Annotated in this window: 12 protein-coding genes; 8 read left to right on the top strand and 4 right to left on the bottom strand. The window is 70.0% G+C overall.

Annotation, left to right across the window (positions count from 1 at the left end):
- Window positions 1–76: 76 nt before the first annotated feature.
- Window positions 77–1,027, top strand: coding sequence for a LysR family transcriptional regulator (locus UN84_RS12710; RefSeq protein ID WP_046079066.1), 951 nt, complete (start codon window positions 77–79; stop codon window positions 1,025–1,027).
- On the opposite strand, the gene UN84_RS12715 is transcribed toward UN84_RS12710, so the two are convergent.
- Window positions 1,016–2,668 (bottom strand): L,D-transpeptidase family protein, encoded by a 1,653-nt coding sequence (locus UN84_RS12715; protein WP_237022319.1) that lies wholly within the window; start codon window positions 2,666–2,668, stop codon window positions 1,016–1,018. The two genes, UN84_RS12710 and UN84_RS12715, sit on opposite strands and share 12 nt — an antisense overlap.
- Window positions 2,669–2,866: 198 nt before the next feature.
- Between UN84_RS12715 and UN84_RS12720 the strand changes: the two genes are divergently transcribed.
- The 5 genes from UN84_RS12720 to UN84_RS12740 all read left to right on the top strand — a co-directional run bounded on the left by UN84_RS12720 (window position 2,867) and on the right by UN84_RS12740 (window position 7,052).
- Window positions 2,867–3,616: a murein L,D-transpeptidase catalytic domain family protein gene (locus tag UN84_RS12720; RefSeq protein WP_046079067.1), complete on the top strand. Its 750-nt coding sequence runs from the start codon at window positions 2,867–2,869 to the stop codon at window positions 3,614–3,616.
- 294 nt (window positions 3,617–3,910) lie between these two features.
- The gene (locus tag UN84_RS12725) at window positions 3,911–5,260 is read left to right on the top strand and encodes a NarK family nitrate/nitrite MFS transporter (protein ID WP_035592921.1); all 1,350 of its coding nucleotides are present in this window, start codon (window positions 3,911–3,913) and stop codon (window positions 5,258–5,260) included.
- Window positions 5,261–5,390: 130 nt separating this feature from the next.
- Window positions 5,391–6,080, top strand: a complete 690-nt coding sequence (locus UN84_RS12730) for an SDR family oxidoreductase (RefSeq protein ID WP_046079068.1) — start codon at window positions 5,391–5,393, stop codon at window positions 6,078–6,080.
- 33 nt (window positions 6,081–6,113) lie between these two features.
- Complete coding sequence (locus tag UN84_RS12735) at window positions 6,114–6,602, top strand: peroxiredoxin (protein ID WP_046079069.1); 489 nt, start codon at window positions 6,114–6,116, stop codon at window positions 6,600–6,602.
- Window positions 6,603–6,623: 21 nt separating this feature from the next.
- Window positions 6,624–7,052: a GFA family protein gene (locus tag UN84_RS12740; protein WP_046079070.1), complete on the top strand. Its 429-nt coding sequence runs from the start codon at window positions 6,624–6,626 to the stop codon at window positions 7,050–7,052.
- A 120-nt stretch (window positions 7,053–7,172) separates the two neighbouring features.
- Here the strand turns inward: UN84_RS12740 and UN84_RS12745 are convergent, their stop codons facing one another.
- The 3 genes from UN84_RS12745 to UN84_RS12755 form a co-directional block, all read right to left on the bottom strand.
- The gene (locus UN84_RS12745) at window positions 7,173–9,305 is read right to left on the bottom strand and encodes a PhoX family protein (protein WP_046079071.1); all 2,133 of its coding nucleotides are present in this window, start codon (window positions 9,303–9,305) and stop codon (window positions 7,173–7,175) included.
- A gap of 79 nt (window positions 9,306–9,384) precedes the next feature.
- Entirely contained in the window at window positions 9,385–10,380 is a 996-nt protein-coding gene (gene cobA / locus UN84_RS12750) for a uroporphyrinogen-III C-methyltransferase (protein WP_237022321.1), read from the bottom strand.
- Window positions 10,337–13,147 carry a nitrate reductase gene (locus tag UN84_RS12755; protein WP_082090879.1) on the bottom strand — a complete coding sequence of 937 codons (2,811 nt, stop codon included), beginning with the start codon at window positions 13,145–13,147 and terminating at the stop codon, window positions 10,337–10,339. Before UN84_RS12755 ends, cobA begins: the two co-directional genes overlap by 44 nt.
- 319 nt (window positions 13,148–13,466) lie before the next feature.
- Here UN84_RS12755 and UN84_RS12760 point away from each other — a divergent pair, with 319 nt between their 5' ends.
- Both UN84_RS12760 and UN84_RS12765 read left to right on the top strand, forming a co-directional pair.
- Window positions 13,467–14,102, top strand: a complete 636-nt coding sequence (locus tag UN84_RS12760) for an ANTAR domain-containing response regulator (protein WP_307725200.1) — start codon at window positions 13,467–13,469, stop codon at window positions 14,100–14,102.
- Window positions 14,099–15,130 carry a CmpA/NrtA family ABC transporter substrate-binding protein gene (locus tag UN84_RS12765; RefSeq protein WP_173835010.1) on the top strand — a complete coding sequence of 344 codons (1,032 nt, stop codon included), beginning with the start codon at window positions 14,099–14,101 and terminating at the stop codon, window positions 15,128–15,130. Before UN84_RS12760 ends, UN84_RS12765 begins: the two co-directional genes overlap by 4 nt.
- Window positions 15,131–15,206: the final 76 nt, after the last annotated feature.

Genomic DNA, 15,206 nt, shown 5'->3' on the forward strand with positions numbered 1-15,206 from the left:
TTCGGCATTCGACCAATGTCGTAGCCGAAAAGACGAGTGACACTCCATAATTTCCAGGTATCGAAGAGGTCGCACGATGGAGGGCTATCAGGCGCTATTGAGCCGCCTGCGCTACAAACACCTGCTGCTGGTGGCGACGCTGGGGCGGTTGCGCAACCTGCACCAGACCTCGGCGGCCATGCACATGTCGCAGCCGGCGGCCACGCGCATGCTGGGAGAGATCGAGAAGGTGTTCGGCTGCCGGCTGTTCGAGCGCACCGCCCGCGGCATGACGCCCACCACCGTGGGCGAGATGCTCATCGACTTCGCCGACAATGCCCTGACCCGCCTCGACCGCTGCGCCGAGGAGATCCACCGCTACCAGCTCGGCGGCCGCGGCCAGTTGACCGTGGGCACCATCATGGGCGCGGCCCCCGATCTGGTCGCCCAGGCGGTGATCCAGCTGAAGCGCGAGCGCCCGATGCTGCAGATCCGCCTGATGGGCGAGACCAGCGACCAGCTCGTCGAGCTGCTCGAACAGGGCAAGATCGACATCGCCATCGCCCGCTACGCTACCTCTATCCAGCACAACCAGTTCGACTTCGAACCGCTGGGTAACGAGACCCTGGTCACCGTGGTGCGTCGCGATCATCCGCTGTGCCAAGCACCGCTGCCGCCGCTGGCACAACTGCTGGAGGAATGGCCCTGGCTATTGCAGCCCATGGCCACGCCGGCCCGCCAGGCGCTGGAGAAGGAGTTCGAGTCGGCGGGGCTGGTCTCGCCCCGCGACATCATCGAGTGCGGCTCGATCTTCGCCGCCCTGCAGCTGGTGCAGCAGAGCGACTGCCTGATGGTGATGGCGGAAACCGTGCTGCGCGACCACCTCGATGCAGGCCTGATCACCCCCCTGCCGCTGTCGTTGGGACGCGCCCTGGCCCCCTTCGGCCTACTGACCCGCAAGGACACGTTCCAGGGCGAGCCAGTCAGTGGCTTCTGCGAGATCCTGCGCCGCACCGCCGCCGACTGGCATCGCGGATCAGCGGTCTGACGGATCGACGACTCGCCGTGCCGTCGGCGGCCCGGCCAGAGCGGCGATCAGCGCCGGGTCGCGATCGTAGATGTCCGGCCGGAAGCTCGCCAGGCCGCTCGCGTCGCCCTGGACGGTCCGGTAGTGGAGGGCCAGCGGCACCGGCCGGGCCAGGGAGACATTGCGGGTCTCGCCGGTGGCGAGCAGCCCGCCAAGGTCGATCGCGGAGCGGCTGTCGGCGATCAGCAGCCGGGTCAGGTCGGCGACGCCTTCCACGCGGATGCAGCCGGAACTCAGCGCCCGCCGGGGTTCGCCGAACAGGTACGGCGACGGGGTGTCGTGCAGGTAGACCAGATGGTCGTTGGGGAAGCGCAGCACCAGCCGACCCAGCGGATTGCGCGGGCCGGCGCGCTGGCGCAGCATCACCGCGCCCGGCCGCTGCCAGTCGATGGCCTCGGGGTCCAGGCGTCGGCCCTGCGGATCGATCGCCTCCATGTCGTGCTCGGCCAGATAGTCGAGGTCCCGACGCACCGCGGGCAGCACGTCCTCGCGCATGATGGTCGGTGGCACCGTCCAGGTGGGGTTCAGGGTCAGGTAGGTGATCTCGGAGCGCAGCACCGGCGAGGCGCGGCCGGGCTGGCCGACGATGACCCGCGCGCCCCAGCGCTCGCCATTCGGGCGATGGTAGTCGAGACGCTGTCCGGCCAGATCGACCTCCAGCCGCCACCCGGAGCGCTCGCCGGAGAGCCAGCGGGCCCGCTCCAGATTGGCACGCAGGGCCTCGATCCGCACCCGGGCCGGCACGTTGAGCGCCGCCCGGGTATTCGGCCCGATCACGCCGTCCTCCGCCAGCATGTGCCGGCGCTGGAAACGCCTCACCGCCGCCGCCAGGGTATCGTCGTAGCGATGCTGGCCCGGCGACTCCAGGGCGATGTCGGGATGGTTGGGCAGATAGTGCGTGACATCGGCGGCCATCACCTCGAGCTCGCCGATCATCGCCAGGCGTCGGCGCAGCAGGGCCACGTCCTCGTCGACGTGGCCCGGACGCAGCGGCGCCTGGCGCGCCGGCAGCATCGGCCAGCCGCCCAGCCCGGCGATATGGCGATAGCGCGTCAGCGCCCGCTTGAGGCCGGCGTACTCCTCCCCTTCGGGGCGCGCCAGGGCCAGCACCGTCTCCACGTCGCCATCGGCGATGGCCCGTTCGATGCCGACCAGGTCCAGGCGCGGCGGGGCCACCGGAATCTCCCAGTCGGGGTAGACATCGCGCGGGTCGAGGCGCCCACGCTGCAGCTGGGTCAGGGCGTCAAGCAGGGTGCGGCTGGCGTCCAGATCGAAGCGCATCCGGGCAGCTTCCGAGGCCGCCGGGTCGAGCGCGGCCTCGGCCTCGCGCGCCAGGCGCTCGGGGCGGTAGTCGGCGGGGTCGAGACCGTCGCCCTCGAGGGCCTCGAGCAGCGCGACCAGGGTGGTCACCGCCGCACGATCTTGCCAGGCTGGCAGCCCGCCGTGCAGCGCATAGAAACGCGCCAGCCGCGGCGAAGCCGCTTCGAGACGCTCGTCCAGCAGAGACGCCGGGGCGGCCGACTCGTCGACGGCATCGGCGTCAGCCTCCGACGCCGTCTCCGCGTTCGCCGTGATCGGCAACAACGCCACCAGCATGATCATGCCGCCTCGGCGTAGATATCGTGGTAGGACGTTCGCGACTCGCATGATGTGGCCTCCTGGCATTCGGCTGACGAGACTGGTCTTCCTGACCGCCTTGTCCATAATACGACAAACTGACGCCTCTACGCCCGACAAGACCGATCGGCGAGGCCCCGAACACCGACAGATGAGCTTTCACCTTACGACATGAGACGCCGTATGCCCTTGCCGCGTTCAAGGGGCCGACGCCTGGCCCCGCTGCTGGCCGCCGCCCCGCTGCTGGCCGCCGCCCTGCTGCTGGCCACGCCCGCCTCGGCGCGGGACTTCCTCTCCCGGGCGGTCACGCCGCTGGCACCGCCTTCCCCGCTGGCGAACCGCCTGACGCACCTCGCCCCCACCGCCGACCCGCAGGTCCTGCGCCTGGCGGCCCAGGCCCTCTCCTGCGCCGATCCCGGCGCCGAGCGGCTGGCGGTGATCGACTTCTCGCTGCCCTCCACCGAGCAGCGGCTGTGGGTCTTCGACCTGGTCCGCGACCGGCTGATGTTCCGCGAGCTGGTCTCCCACGGCCAGGGCTCCGGTGACGCCATGGCCAGCGAGTTCTCCAACGTGCCGGAGAGCCATCAATCGAGCATCGGCCTGTTCCGCACCCTCAACAGCTACGAGGGCAGCAACGGCTACTCGCTGCGCCTCGAGGGCCTGGAGCCCGGCATCAACGACCAGGCCTTCCAGCGCGCCATCGTCATGCACGGCGCCGACTACGTCAGCGAGGCATTCATCGAGCGCACCGGCCGCCTGGGGCGCAGCCACGGCTGTCCGGCGGTGCGCGAGGAGATCGCCGTACCGCTGATCGACAGCCTCAAGGAAAGCCAGTACCTCTTCACCTACTACCCCGATCCCGAGTGGCTGGCCGACTCGGCCTTCCTGCGCTGCCCCCGAGACGACCGTCAGCTGGCGTCCGTGACGCGCTGACGTCTCCCAGCCACGTCTCGCTGCCACAAGCACCACATCGGCGCATGACCGGGCCAGACCGGCCCGGTCATGCGCCATACCGCGCCGTCCTCGGCGCCCCCGCTCTCCCGGAAAAATATCTAACGTGCTGAATAAGCGGAATTCCCGACACCCTGGCAATGCTTATGCATAAGTATCGGCAGTAAGCGCCAGACGTGGACCAGGCCCCTCGGGGTACGAGTGCGTCGGACCCGACCTTCAACGGCGAAGGCCCAAGAGATCGCGTGTTCGAACGTCATTCGACGAGGTACCCCCATGGAAATCCGCAACAAGGCCAACAGGATCCGTCTGCTCAACGGGAAGATGCCGCAGATGCGTGCCTTCCACTTCTCGTGGTTCGCCTTCCACCTCTGCTTCTTCGGCTGGTTCGGCATCGCCCCGCTGATGGCGGTGGTGCGAGACGACCTCGGGCTGACCAAGACCCAGATCGGCAACACCATCATCGCCTCGGTGGCCATCACCATCGTGGTGCGCCTGGTCATCGGCGTACTGTGCGACCGCATCGGCCCGCGCCGCGCCTATACCTGGCTGCTGTGCCTGGGGGCGCTGCCGGTGATGAGCATCGGCCTGGCCGACAGCTTCGAGACCTTCCTGCTGGCGCGCCTGGCCATCGGCGCCATCGGCGCCTCCTTCGTGATCACCCAGTACCACACCTCGGTGATGTTCGCCCCCAACGTGGTGGGCACCGCCAACGCCACCTCCGCCGGCTGGGGCAACCTCGGCGGCGGCACCACCCAGATCGTGATGCCGCTGATCTTCTCCGGCATCCTGATGCTCGGCGTCAGCGAGACCCTCGGCTGGCGCCTGGCGATGGTCGTGCCGGGGATCGTGATGCTGCTCACCGGCATCGCCTACTACCGCTTCACCCAGGATGCCCCGGACGGCAACTTCGATGAGCTGCGCGCCCGCGGCGAGCTGCCGCCGGCCAGCGGCGAGCACGGCATGGGCGCCAGCTTCAAGGCCGCCGCCAAGGACGTGCGCGTCTGGGCCCTGTTCGTGGTCTACGCCGCCTGCTTCGGCGTCGAGCTGACCATCAACAACATCGCCGCCATCTATTACTTCGACAACTTCGACCTGAGCCTGGCCACCGCCGGCATGATCGCCGGCCTGTTCGGGCTGATGAATCTCTTCGCGCGCACCCTGGGCGGCATCTTCTCCGACCTGTTCGCCCGCCAGGGCGGGCTCAAGGGCCGGGTCCGCTGGCTGTTCATCGCCATGCTGTGCGAAGGCGTGGCACTGATGTTCTTCTCGCAGATGCATGTGCTGGCGCTGGCCATCGGCATCATGCTGGTGTTCAGCCTGTTCGTGCAGATGGCCGAGGGCGCGACCTTCGGCGTGGTGCCCTTCATCAACAAGAAGGCGCTGGGCGCGGTGGCAGGCATCGTCGGCGCCGGCGGCAACGCCGGAGCGGTCGCCGCCGGTTTCCTGTTCCGCGCCGAGTCGCTCTCCTACCAGCAGGGGCTGTTCTATCTCGGCATCGCCGTGATCCTCGCCTCCCTGTGCGCCCTGGTGGTGCGCTTCTCGCCCGAGGTCGAGGCCGAGGAACAGGCCGCCTACCGCGAGGCCGCCAGCGGTGCGGAAGAAGGCGCGCTGTCGCTGCGCTGAGCCCTGTCTCGTCCCGCCGGCGCCCCCGTCGTTCCGCGACGGGGGCGTCATCGTTGGCAGGCCACGGGTTTGCAGACCCCGAGGGATATGGCCATTCTGGAAGACACTGTGCCCCGGCAAGGAGAGCGGAATGGAACAGGTACTGTTGATCACCGGCGCCTCCAGCGGCATCGGTGCGGCCACGGCCCGCGCGGCATCGCGCGAGGGCTACAAGCTGGTGCTGACGGCCCGGGCGCGCGAGCGCCTCGAGCCCCTGACCCAGGAGCTGGGGCCGGAGAACGTGCTGAGCGTGGCCCTGGACGTGACCGACATGGCCGCCCAGCAGGCCATGGTGGAACAGATCCTCGAGCGCTTCGGACGCCTCGACGCAGTCTTCGCCAATGCCGGCCGCGGCGGCTCGCCCGGCGGCTTCAGCGGCGCCGATCACGAGGCCTGGCGAGAGATGCTGCTGACCAACGTCTATGGCCTGGGGCTCACCGTGCAGGCCACCCTGCCGGCGCTGCGAAGGACGCGCGGCCACATGCTGCTCACCGGCTCGGCCGCGGGTCGCGCCACCATCCCAGGCTCGATGTACAGCGCCACCAAGTGGGCGGTGACAGGTCTCGGCTATAACCTGCGGGAAGAGTTGCGTGGCAGCGGCATTCGCGTGACCCTGATCGAGCCGGGCATGGTCGACACGCCCTTCTTCGACGAGCCCCCCGAGCATGCCCTGGCGGCCCGCGATATCGCGGCGGCCGCGCTCTATGCACTCGGCCAGCCGGCACACGTGGACGTCAACGAGATCCTGGTTCGCCCCACGCCGCCGCTGTCCGACGCGTGATCCCGATTTCCCCTCATCACAAGGAGCTACCCCATGACGATCGCCACCGGTGACCGCCTCCCCGACGTCACGATCAAGACCAACGGTCCCAAGGGCCCCGAGGACCTCGCCATCGGCGACTTCTTCGCCGGCCGCAAGGTCGTGCTGTTCGCCGTGCCCGGCGCCTTCACCCCGGGCTGCTCCAACACCCACATGCCGGGCTTCGTGGTGCACGCCGATGACATCCTCGCCGCCGGCGCCGATGCCATCGCCTGCATGGCGGTCAATGACGCCTTCGTGATGGATGCCTGGCAGAAGGACCAGAACGCCCAGGCGATGACCATGCTGGCCGACGGCAACGCCGAGTTCACCCGCGCCCTGGGCCTCGACATGGACGCCAGCGGCGGCGGCATGGGCACGCGCAGCAAGCGCTTCGCGCTGGTCGCCAACGACGGCGTGGTGGAATATCTGGGCGTCGACACCCAGAAGGGCGTGATCGAGGCCAGCAGCGCCGACGCCATCCTGGCCCATCTCAAGGGCTGAGCCGGCCCGAGGAGGCATGCCATGCACGACGCCATGACCCTGACCGGAAGCTGCCTGTGCGGCGCCGTGGCCCTCAAGGTGCAGGCCTCGCGCCAGAACATCGGCGCCTGCCACTGCCAGATGTGTCGCACCTGGGGCGGCGGGCCGCTGCTGGCGCTGGAATCAGTCTCGAGCGTCCATCTCGAGGGCGAGGACAACGTCACCGTCTTCGCCTCCTCGGACTGGGCCGAACGCGCCTTCTGCCGCCACTGCGGCACGCATCTGTTCTATCGCCTCAAGACCGGCGAGCACTATGCGGTGCCGGCGGGGCTGGTCGATGTAGGCCAGGCCTGGACCTTCGACAGCCAGATCTTCATCGACGAGAAGCCCCCCTGGTACGCCTTCGCCAACGACACCCGCGACCTCACCGGTCGCGAGGTGTTCGAGGCCTTCGAGCGAGGCGACGACTGAAGCCGTGCCTCGGCTAGGTTTCGGCCCCAGCCGCCTGCTCGACGAAACGAAGCGCCCCCGGCAGATGCCGGGGGCGCTTCGCATTGGGACAAGGAAAGGGGCATGGAAGAGGCGGCGCGATCAGACGCCGATGCGGCCACCGTCCTCGCGCTGGATCACCACCGTGGAGGCCCGCGGCCGCACGCTGCCCTGGGTCTCGGCGGTGGCGTCATCGCCGGCTGGCCAGTTCCCGGGGTGCTGGATGTTGATGAACATCGCCGTCTTGTCCGGCGTGAAGCAGATGCCGGTCACCTCGCAGCCGTTGGGACCGACCGCGAAGCGCTTGAGCCGGGCCTGGTCACCGCCGCCGATCACCGAGGCATCGCCCTCGGCCTGGCTGACGTTCTGAGGCACCACCGCCAGCACCTGATCGTTGGTGTAGTCCGCCACGCCCGCGTAGCCGTTGTCGGTCTCGATCCACAGGATGCCCTGGCCGTCGCCGCGGTCGTCATAGTGCAGACCGTCGGGGCTGGCGAACTGGTTGAGCTCGGTCAGCCCGGAGAGGTTATCGGCATCGCCGGCCGCCGCCCCGAACACGAACACCTCCCAGTCGAAGCGCGTCGAGCCGGCATGCTCGCGCCAGCGAATCACCTGGCCACCCTCGTTCTCGGCCCGCGGGTTGGCGGCGTTGGTCGGCGCCGTGGCATAGCCCACACCCGTTTCCTGAATATCGTCGCCGTCGTTGGTGTAGGTCGCGGCAGTACCTTCCTCGGTGCGCTGGGAGTTGTTGGTCAGGGTCATGTAGACCTCGCCGGAGGCCGGGTCCACCGCGCCCCACTCCGGGCGGTCCATGGGCGTAGCGCCCATCAGGTCGGCGGCGTCGCAGGTGTGGATGATCACGCCGGCCTGATCGTCCGCGGCCAGGCCCAGGGCCTCGGCCAGGGTGCGCCCGTCGCGGGTCTCGGCGTCCGGGGTCAGCGGCAACCACTCGCCGGAGCCGTCGGCATCGAAGCGGGCCACGTAGAGGGTGCCCGCGTCCATATACTTGGCGCCGAGCGCCAGGCGATCGACGTCGGCGCCCGGGCGGTTGGCATCCGCCGGGTCCCAGAGGTCCTCGGAGACGAACTTGTAGATGTACTCGTTGCGCGAGTCGTGACCGGTGTAGAACACCACTGGCTCGCCGGCGACCAGCTTGCCCGGCCAGCAGCCCTCGTGACGGAAGCGCCCCAGGGCGGTGCGCTTGACGGCGCGTTCGCCGGTGTAGGGATCGATCTCGACGATGTAGCCGAAGGTGCGCGGCTCGTTGCGATAGTCGTCGAGGGCCGAGTCGCCCGTCGGGGTGGCATTGAAGCGAGCGAACTCGTCGTTGCGCTCGCTGGCATCGCCGGCGGCGGTTTCCCAGCCGTAGCGGCCACGCCCGGTGGAAATCCCGAGGCGATCGTCGTCGAGCTGGCGGTCGGTATTCTTTACGAAGTAGCCCGGCCAGTTTTCCTCGCAGGTCAGGTAGGTCCCCCAGGGGGTATAGCCGTTGGCGCAGTTGTTGTTGGTACCGCGCGTCAGGGTGCCGTCAGGGGAGTACTTGGTCTTGACGTAGTCGCTGCCCGCCACCGGGCCACTCAGCGCCATCTCGGTGGCGCTGGTATAGCGGCGGTTATAGGAGGAATCCGCCACGTGGCCCCAGCGACCGCCGTCCATCTTCTGCAGCTCGACCACGGTCACGCCATGGGCGTTGATCTCGGTGCGCACCTCCTCGGCCGGACGCTTGCCTTGCTCGGCGTTGGTGGGCCCGCCCTTGGGCGCCCAGAGGGCGGCCTGGTCGATGTACTCGTTGTTCATCGCCAGCAGGAAGCGGCGCGAGGCAGAGCCCTCGTCCAGGGCGAAGTTGTGCATGCCGTCGTGGTGCATGCCGACGCTGTTGGCCTGGATGTCGGCGGTAAAGGCCAGGTCCTCGCGCCAGGCCGGGGCCTGGCCGTTGAGCGGCGTCCCCCAGGGAATCAGGACCTGGGCGGTATAGCCGGCCGGCACGACCACGGCGTCGGTACGTGAACCACGAATGGCCTCGAAGGCCAGCGACAGCGGCGTCTTCTCGGCGCCCGCGGCCTCGGCACGCCCGGCCAGACCGCCCATGCCGAAGCCGCCCAGCATCGCCATGGCCGCCATGCCGAGTCCGCCCTGCATCACGCGACGGCGCGAGACATGCTTCTCCAGCACCGAGGAGAACGGCTCGTTGCTGCTCGGGTTCAACAGGCGATGATCTTCGATTTCCTTGCTCATCCTGGTCTCCTCACGGTCAGACGTCTTCTTATCCGGCCGACGATGAGACGCCTTCCTGCACCGCATCGTCGGCATCGAGTCAGACTCGGGATGATGCGCCACGGGCGTGACAGGAAGATGACGCACGCTGGGCCAGCGGCGAGGCCCACGCCGGCGGCCACGGGGCCGGCGTCCAATCGGCCATGCGCACCACGCTGCCCACCACGATCAGGCAGGGGGACGGCAGCGGCGTCTCGGCGAGGCGCGCCGGCATGTCGCCCAGGGTGCCGACCAGCGCGGCCTGCTCGGGCTGGCTGGCGTTGGCCACCAGCATGATCGGCCAGTCGTCGGGCAGCCCGGCGCCACGTAGCCCGGCACAGATCGCCTCGACCTTGGCCAGGCCCATGTAGAACACCAGGGTCTCGTCACGGCGGGCCAGCGCCTGCCAATCCGGCGCCCCGCCCTCGCGGCACAGCTGCGCGGTGATGAAGCGCAGCTGCTGGGCATGGGCGCGATCGGTCAGCGGGATGCCCATCGAGGCGCAGGCCGCCGAGGCGGCGGTGATGCCGGGGACGATCTCCGCCGAGACGCCGGCCTCGGCCAGGGCGGCGAGCTCCTCGCCCATGCGGCCGAACACCCCGGGATCGCCGCCCTTGAGACGCACCACCGACTTGCCCTGCCCCGCCAGCGTCACCAGCAGCGCGCCGATCTCGTCCTGGGGCACGCTGTGGTGGCCGCTGGCCTTGCCGACATAGTAGCGCTCGCGGCCGGCGGGAATCAGCGCCAGCACCTCCTCGCCGACCAGCCGGTCGTAGACCACGGCATCGGCCTGAGCCAGCAGCCGCGCGGCCTTCAGCGTCAGCAGCTCGACGTCGCCGCTGCCGGCGCCGACCAGATAGACCCGCCCGGGGCGACACTCGCCGCGCAGCGAGAGACGCGCGGCATCATCCTCCGCTTCGCCGACGCGACCGGACCTCCAGCGGGGCGACAGGCCCAGCCCCAACCTAGCCGAGCCCAGCCGTGCCAGGGCAGAGAAACCGCGGCGCAGGGCGTCAGGCGACGCGAACGGGGGTCTTGGCTTGCTCGGAGCGCGCATGGCCACTCTCCTCTTGTGTATTGGCATCGGGCGTCTGGGAATCGGTATCGGCGCCGGCGTCGACGGTGTCCGAAGCATGCTCCTCTAGCAGCGACTTGAGCTCGGGAATGCAGCTGCCGCACTGGGTGCCGCAGGCGAGCCGCGCACCCAGCGCCTCGACGCTGGCGTCGCCGGCGCGGATGGCCTCGACGATGGTCGTCTGGCCCACCTGATGGCAGCTGCACACCAGCGGGCCGACATCGGCCTCGCCGGCGTCGCAGCCGGCCAGCAGCCGACGGCGCGCGTCGCCCTCGAGCGCGTCCTCGGCGAAGCGCGCGTCGAGCCAGGCCAGACCCGGCAGTTCGGCGGGCGGCGCCACCATCAGCCACCAGCGCAGCCGGCCGCCCTCGAGGCCCGCGGCGCGCAGCCGGCCGCCGGCCGGATCGTCGCTCCACAGGGTCGGCGCCGTAGGCAGCCAATGGCGTGCCCAGGCCAGCCAGTCTCTCTGGTCGCCAGGCTCGCCCCCGGCCAGCTGCCAGCGCTGGCAGTGGGCCAGCGGGATGCGCGCCCAGTAGGCGCCGTCGTCGCGGCCCTCAAAGTCGCCGGCCTCGCCGGATTCGCCGGGGGCGATCAGCAGGGTCGCCTCCCAGCCCACCGCCAGCGGCGCCAGGCTCACCGCGCCGTGCTTCGATTCAGGCTGGCCGGAGATCGGGTCGAGATGGGCGGCGAGCAGGCTGCCGGTGCGCGCCGCGCCGCTGAAGCGGTCGGTCCAGTGCATGGGCACGAAGGCCTCGCCGCGGCGCTGGCCCTTGGTCAGTCTTACCCGGGCGCTATACTCGCCGCCGGCGCCGGTCAGCTTCGCCAGCTGCTGGTCGCCCACGCCGAACGCCGCCGCGTCTTCCGGAGTGATCTCGATGAAGGGCTCGGCGCGGTGATTCATCAGCCGCGGCGCCCGGGCGGTGCGGGTCATGGTGTGCCACTGGTCGCGCACCCGGCCGGTGTTGAGGCGCAGCGGGCGCTCGGCGCTGAGCGCCTGCTCGGGGCCGCGCGGTCGCACCGGCAGCAGTCGTGCCCGGCCGTCCGCGGTGGCGAAGCGGCCGTCCTCGAACAGCCGTGCGGTGCCACGGGGCGATGCGGCGGTCACCGGCCACTGGATCGGCGCCAGGGCGTCATAACCGGCGCGGTCGAGCTCCGCCAGCGCCGAGATGTCGAACAGCCGCGCCTCGCTGCCCGGGACGCCGGGGGCGTTCTCGAAGCCGGAGAGCCGCGCGTGCTCGGCGAAGATATCGCCGGGGTGGCTGTAGTCGAAGGCCTCGCCGAAGCCCAGCCGGCGCGCCGCCTCGCAGACGATCCACCAGTCGTGGCGCGCCTCCCCGGGCGGCGGCAGCATGCCGCGCTGGCGCGAGATGCGCCGCTCGGAGTTGGTCACGGTGCCATCCTTCTCCGACCACGACGACGCCGGCAGCACGATATCGGCATAGGGCAGCAGGTCGGTGTCGGCCATGCATTCGGAGACGATCACCAGCGGGCACTTCTCGAGCGCCGCCCGCACCCGATTGGCGTCGGGCAGGCTGACCGCAGGATTGGTGGCCATCACCCACAGCGCCTGGATCTCGCCGCGCTCGATGGCCTCGAACAGCGCCACCGCCTTGTGCCCCGGCGCCTCGGGCAGGCTCGGCGTCAGATGCTCGGTGGCCCAGAAGCGCGTCACGCGGTCGGGGGCGCCGACCGAGTCGTAGTCCATGTGGGCGGCGAGCTGGTTGGCCAGCCCGCCCACCTCGCGGCCGCCCATGGCGTTGGGCTGGCCGGTGATCGAGAAGGGCCCGGCGCCGGGCAGGCCGATCTTGCCGCCGGCCAGGTGGCAGTTGATGATCGCCTGGCACTTGTCGGTGCCGCTGGACGACTGGTTGATGCCCTGGGAATAGAGGGTCACCACGTGCAGCTGGCTGGCGAACCAGTAGAAGAAGGTCTCCAGGCGCTCGGCGTCGACGTCGCAGTCGGCGGCGATGGCTGAGATGGACACGTCGTCCTCGCGGGCCGCGGCCAGGGCCTCGTCGAGCCCGGCGGTATGCTGCACCAGATAGACGTCGTCGAGCCGGCCCTTGTCGGCCATCCACGCCAGCAGGCCGGTGAACAGCCGGGCATCAGTGCCGGGCCTGAGTCCCAGATACAGGTCGGCGATCTCGCAGCTGTCGGTGACCCGCGGGTCGATCACCACCACCCGCATCAGCGGGTTGCGGCTCTTGGCGGTGCGCAGCCGCTGGTAGAGCACCGGGTGGTTCCAGGCCAGGTTGGAGCCCACCAGCACCACCAGCTCGGCCTCCTCCAGGTCCTCGTAGCTGCACGGCACGGCATCGGCGCCCAGCGAACGCTTGTAGGCGGCCACCGACGAAGCCATGCACAGCCGCGAGTTGGTATCCAGGTGCGGCGTGCCGAGAAAGCCCTTGAACAGCTTGTTGGCGACGTAATAGTCCTCGGTCAGCAGCTGGCCGGAGAGATAGGCCGCCACGGCGTGATCGCCGGCGGATGCTCGGGTGGCCTGGAGGCGGCTGGCCACCGCATCGAGCGCGGTGTCCCAATCGACCTCGACGCCATCGACCCGTGGCCGCGTCAGGCGGCCATGATCGCCCAGGGTCTCGGCCAGCGCCGCCCCCTTGACGCACAACCGCCCGTGGTTGGCCGGGTGGTCGCCGTCGCCCTCCACGTCGGTGATTCGTCCGCCCTCGATGTCGGCGGTCACGCCGCAGCCGACGCCGCAGTAGGGGCAAGTGGTGCGCGCCTGTTGCATGGTGCTCTCCTCGATCGCGATCGCAGGTCCCGAAACGACGACGCCCACCGCCGCGCCGGGTAAGCGCGGGGGTGGGCGTCGTTGCCGTGGATCGCCGCCATGGCGATCCGGGAGTCTCTTTCCCCGATAGAAGCAATCGGTGTGCCAGACGGACGAAAAGCGCCGCTTCTCAGACCGGCGCGTCCGGGGTATCGACGTCGCCTGCACCAGACTGCCGCGTTTTCCACCGCACTCCGCGCCCTCATGGTGCAGGATTCGACACAACGCGGATGCCTCGCCGCCCGGGCATTGGCGACGCAGATGCTGGAACGTCTCTTGCATGACCAGGGTTGACCGTTTCCGCCATCACGAGCCCTATGCCATGCCCCAGCCCTTGCGAATCCTGCTGGTCGACGACGAGAGCGTCCGCGCCGCCATGGTCGAGGAGGCCCTCGGCCAGGAGGGGCACGAAGTGATCTGCCACCTGCAGAGCCCGGCCAGCCTCAACGACATGGTCGAGCGCCACGCCCCCGACGTGGTGATCATCGACATGGAATCCCCCGACCGCGACACCCTCGACAGCATGTCGCAGCTGCACCGCCAGAACCCGCGGCCGGTGGTGTTCTTCGCCGACCAGCACGACCCCGACTCCATGCAGGCCGCCCTCAAGGCCGGCGTCAGCGCCTACGTCGTCGACGGCCTGGTGCCGACCCGGGTCCGGGCGATCCTCGAGGTCGCCGTGGCCCGCTTCGACGCCTTCCAGTCGATGCGCCAGGAGCTCGACCGCACCCGCACCCAGCTGGCCGACCGCAAGCGCATCGAGAAGGCCAAGGGAATGTTGATGAAGCACCAGGACTGCGACGAGCCCCAGGCCTATCAGACGCTGCGCAAGCTGGCCATGGACCGGGGCCAGCGCATCGGCGAGGTGGCCGGCAACGTGATCGATATCCTCGAAGGACTGGAGAAAGGCCTATGAGCATGTCCCAAGCCCCCGAGCTTTCCCGCCTGACCCTGGGCATCGTGCCACTGCTGGACGCCGCCCTGCCGATCGTCGCCCGGGAAGGCGGCTTCTTCGCCGCCGAGGGGCTCGAGGTCACGCTGTCGCGGGAGAGCGCCTGGTCGACCCTGCGCGACAAGCTCGCCGCCGGGCTGCTCGACGGTGCCCAGCTGCTGGCCCCGCTGCCGCTGGCCATGAGCCTCGGCGCCTCCGGCACGCCCTGCGACGTCCTGGCGCCGCTGGTACTCGGCCGCCACGGCAATACGCTGGTGCTGTCCCCCTACTGGTCGGAGGGCATGGCCGCGCCCCTGGACGACTCCCCCGGCGGCCGGGATCCGGCCGTCAACGCCCGCGACTTCGCCGAACGGCTGCGCCGGCGCGGCACCACACGCCCACGGCTGGCCATGGTGCATCCCTTCTCCAGCCACCACTACCAGCTGCGCGACTGGCTGGCCCTGGGTGGCCTCGACCCCGACACCGACGTCGAACTGGTCGCCCTGCCGCCGTCGCGCATGGTCGAAGCCCTCGAACAGGGCCGCATCGACGGCTTCTGCGTCGGCGAGCCCTGGGGCAGTCAGGCCGCACAGCGCGGCGGCGGGCGCATCGTCGCCACCGGCGCCGCGCTGTGGCCGGGCCATCCCGAGAAGGTGCTCGGCGTGACCCATGACTGGGCCGAGCGCCACCCGGCCACCCTCGCGGCCCTGATCCGCGCCCTGATCGCCGCCGCCGGCTGGCTGACCGAGGCGCCCGAGCACCGGCGCCTGGCGCGCGACTGGCTGGCCCTGCCGCCCTACCTGGACCGCGCCATGGATCATCTGCCGACGCTGCCGCTGGACGAGCCGCCGATCGAGCAGCGCCTCACCGGGCTGCGCCCCGGGGCCGACGAGCTGGCCCGGGTGGTGGAGCATCTGGCCCGCCAGCTCGGCGAGCCGCTCGACCGTGCCGCGGTCGAGACCTGCTACAGCCCCGTGCATATCGATGCCGCGACGCACCAGGAGCGTGCATGACGACCGCGACTTCATCCGTCCCGCGCCGGCCATCGCCCGGGAGATTTCACCCAACTCACTGACATTGCAGTTCTTT

Origin of the sequence: Halomonas sp. HG01 (assembly GCF_000968715.2) — a bacterium.
Classification (GTDB): domain Bacteria; phylum Pseudomonadota; class Gammaproteobacteria; order Pseudomonadales; family Halomonadaceae; genus Halomonas; species Halomonas halophila.

Coding starts and splice junctions, on each gene's coding strand:
- UN84_RS12755 (WP_082090879.1), bottom strand. CDS start 13,147: ATGCAACAGGCGCGCACCACTTGCCCCTACTGCGGCGTCGGCTGCGGC.
- UN84_RS12725 (WP_035592921.1), top strand. CDS start 3,911: ATGGAAATCCGCAACAAGGCCAACAGGATCCGTCTGCTCAACGGGAAG.
- UN84_RS12730 (WP_046079068.1), top strand. CDS start 5,391: ATGGAACAGGTACTGTTGATCACCGGCGCCTCCAGCGGCATCGGTGCG.
- UN84_RS12745 (WP_046079071.1), bottom strand. CDS start 9,305: ATGAGCAAGGAAATCGAAGATCATCGCCTGTTGAACCCGAGCAGCAAC.
- UN84_RS12740 (WP_046079070.1), top strand. CDS start 6,624: ATGCACGACGCCATGACCCTGACCGGAAGCTGCCTGTGCGGCGCCGTG.
- UN84_RS12765 (WP_173835010.1), top strand. CDS start 14,099: ATGAGCATGTCCCAAGCCCCCGAGCTTTCCCGCCTGACCCTGGGCATC.
- UN84_RS12760 (WP_307725200.1), top strand. CDS start 13,467: ATGACCAGGGTTGACCGTTTCCGCCATCACGAGCCCTATGCCATGCCC.
- cobA (WP_237022321.1), bottom strand. CDS start 10,380: ATGCGCGCTCCGAGCAAGCCAAGACCCCCGTTCGCGTCGCCTGACGCC.
- UN84_RS12715 (WP_237022319.1), bottom strand. CDS start 2,668: ATGATCATGCTGGTGGCGTTGTTGCCGATCACGGCGAACGCGGAGACG.
- UN84_RS12710 (WP_046079066.1), top strand. CDS start 77: ATGGAGGGCTATCAGGCGCTATTGAGCCGCCTGCGCTACAAACACCTG.
- UN84_RS12735 (WP_046079069.1), top strand. CDS start 6,114: ATGACGATCGCCACCGGTGACCGCCTCCCCGACGTCACGATCAAGACC.
- UN84_RS12720 (WP_046079067.1), top strand. CDS start 2,867: ATGCCCTTGCCGCGTTCAAGGGGCCGACGCCTGGCCCCGCTGCTGGCC.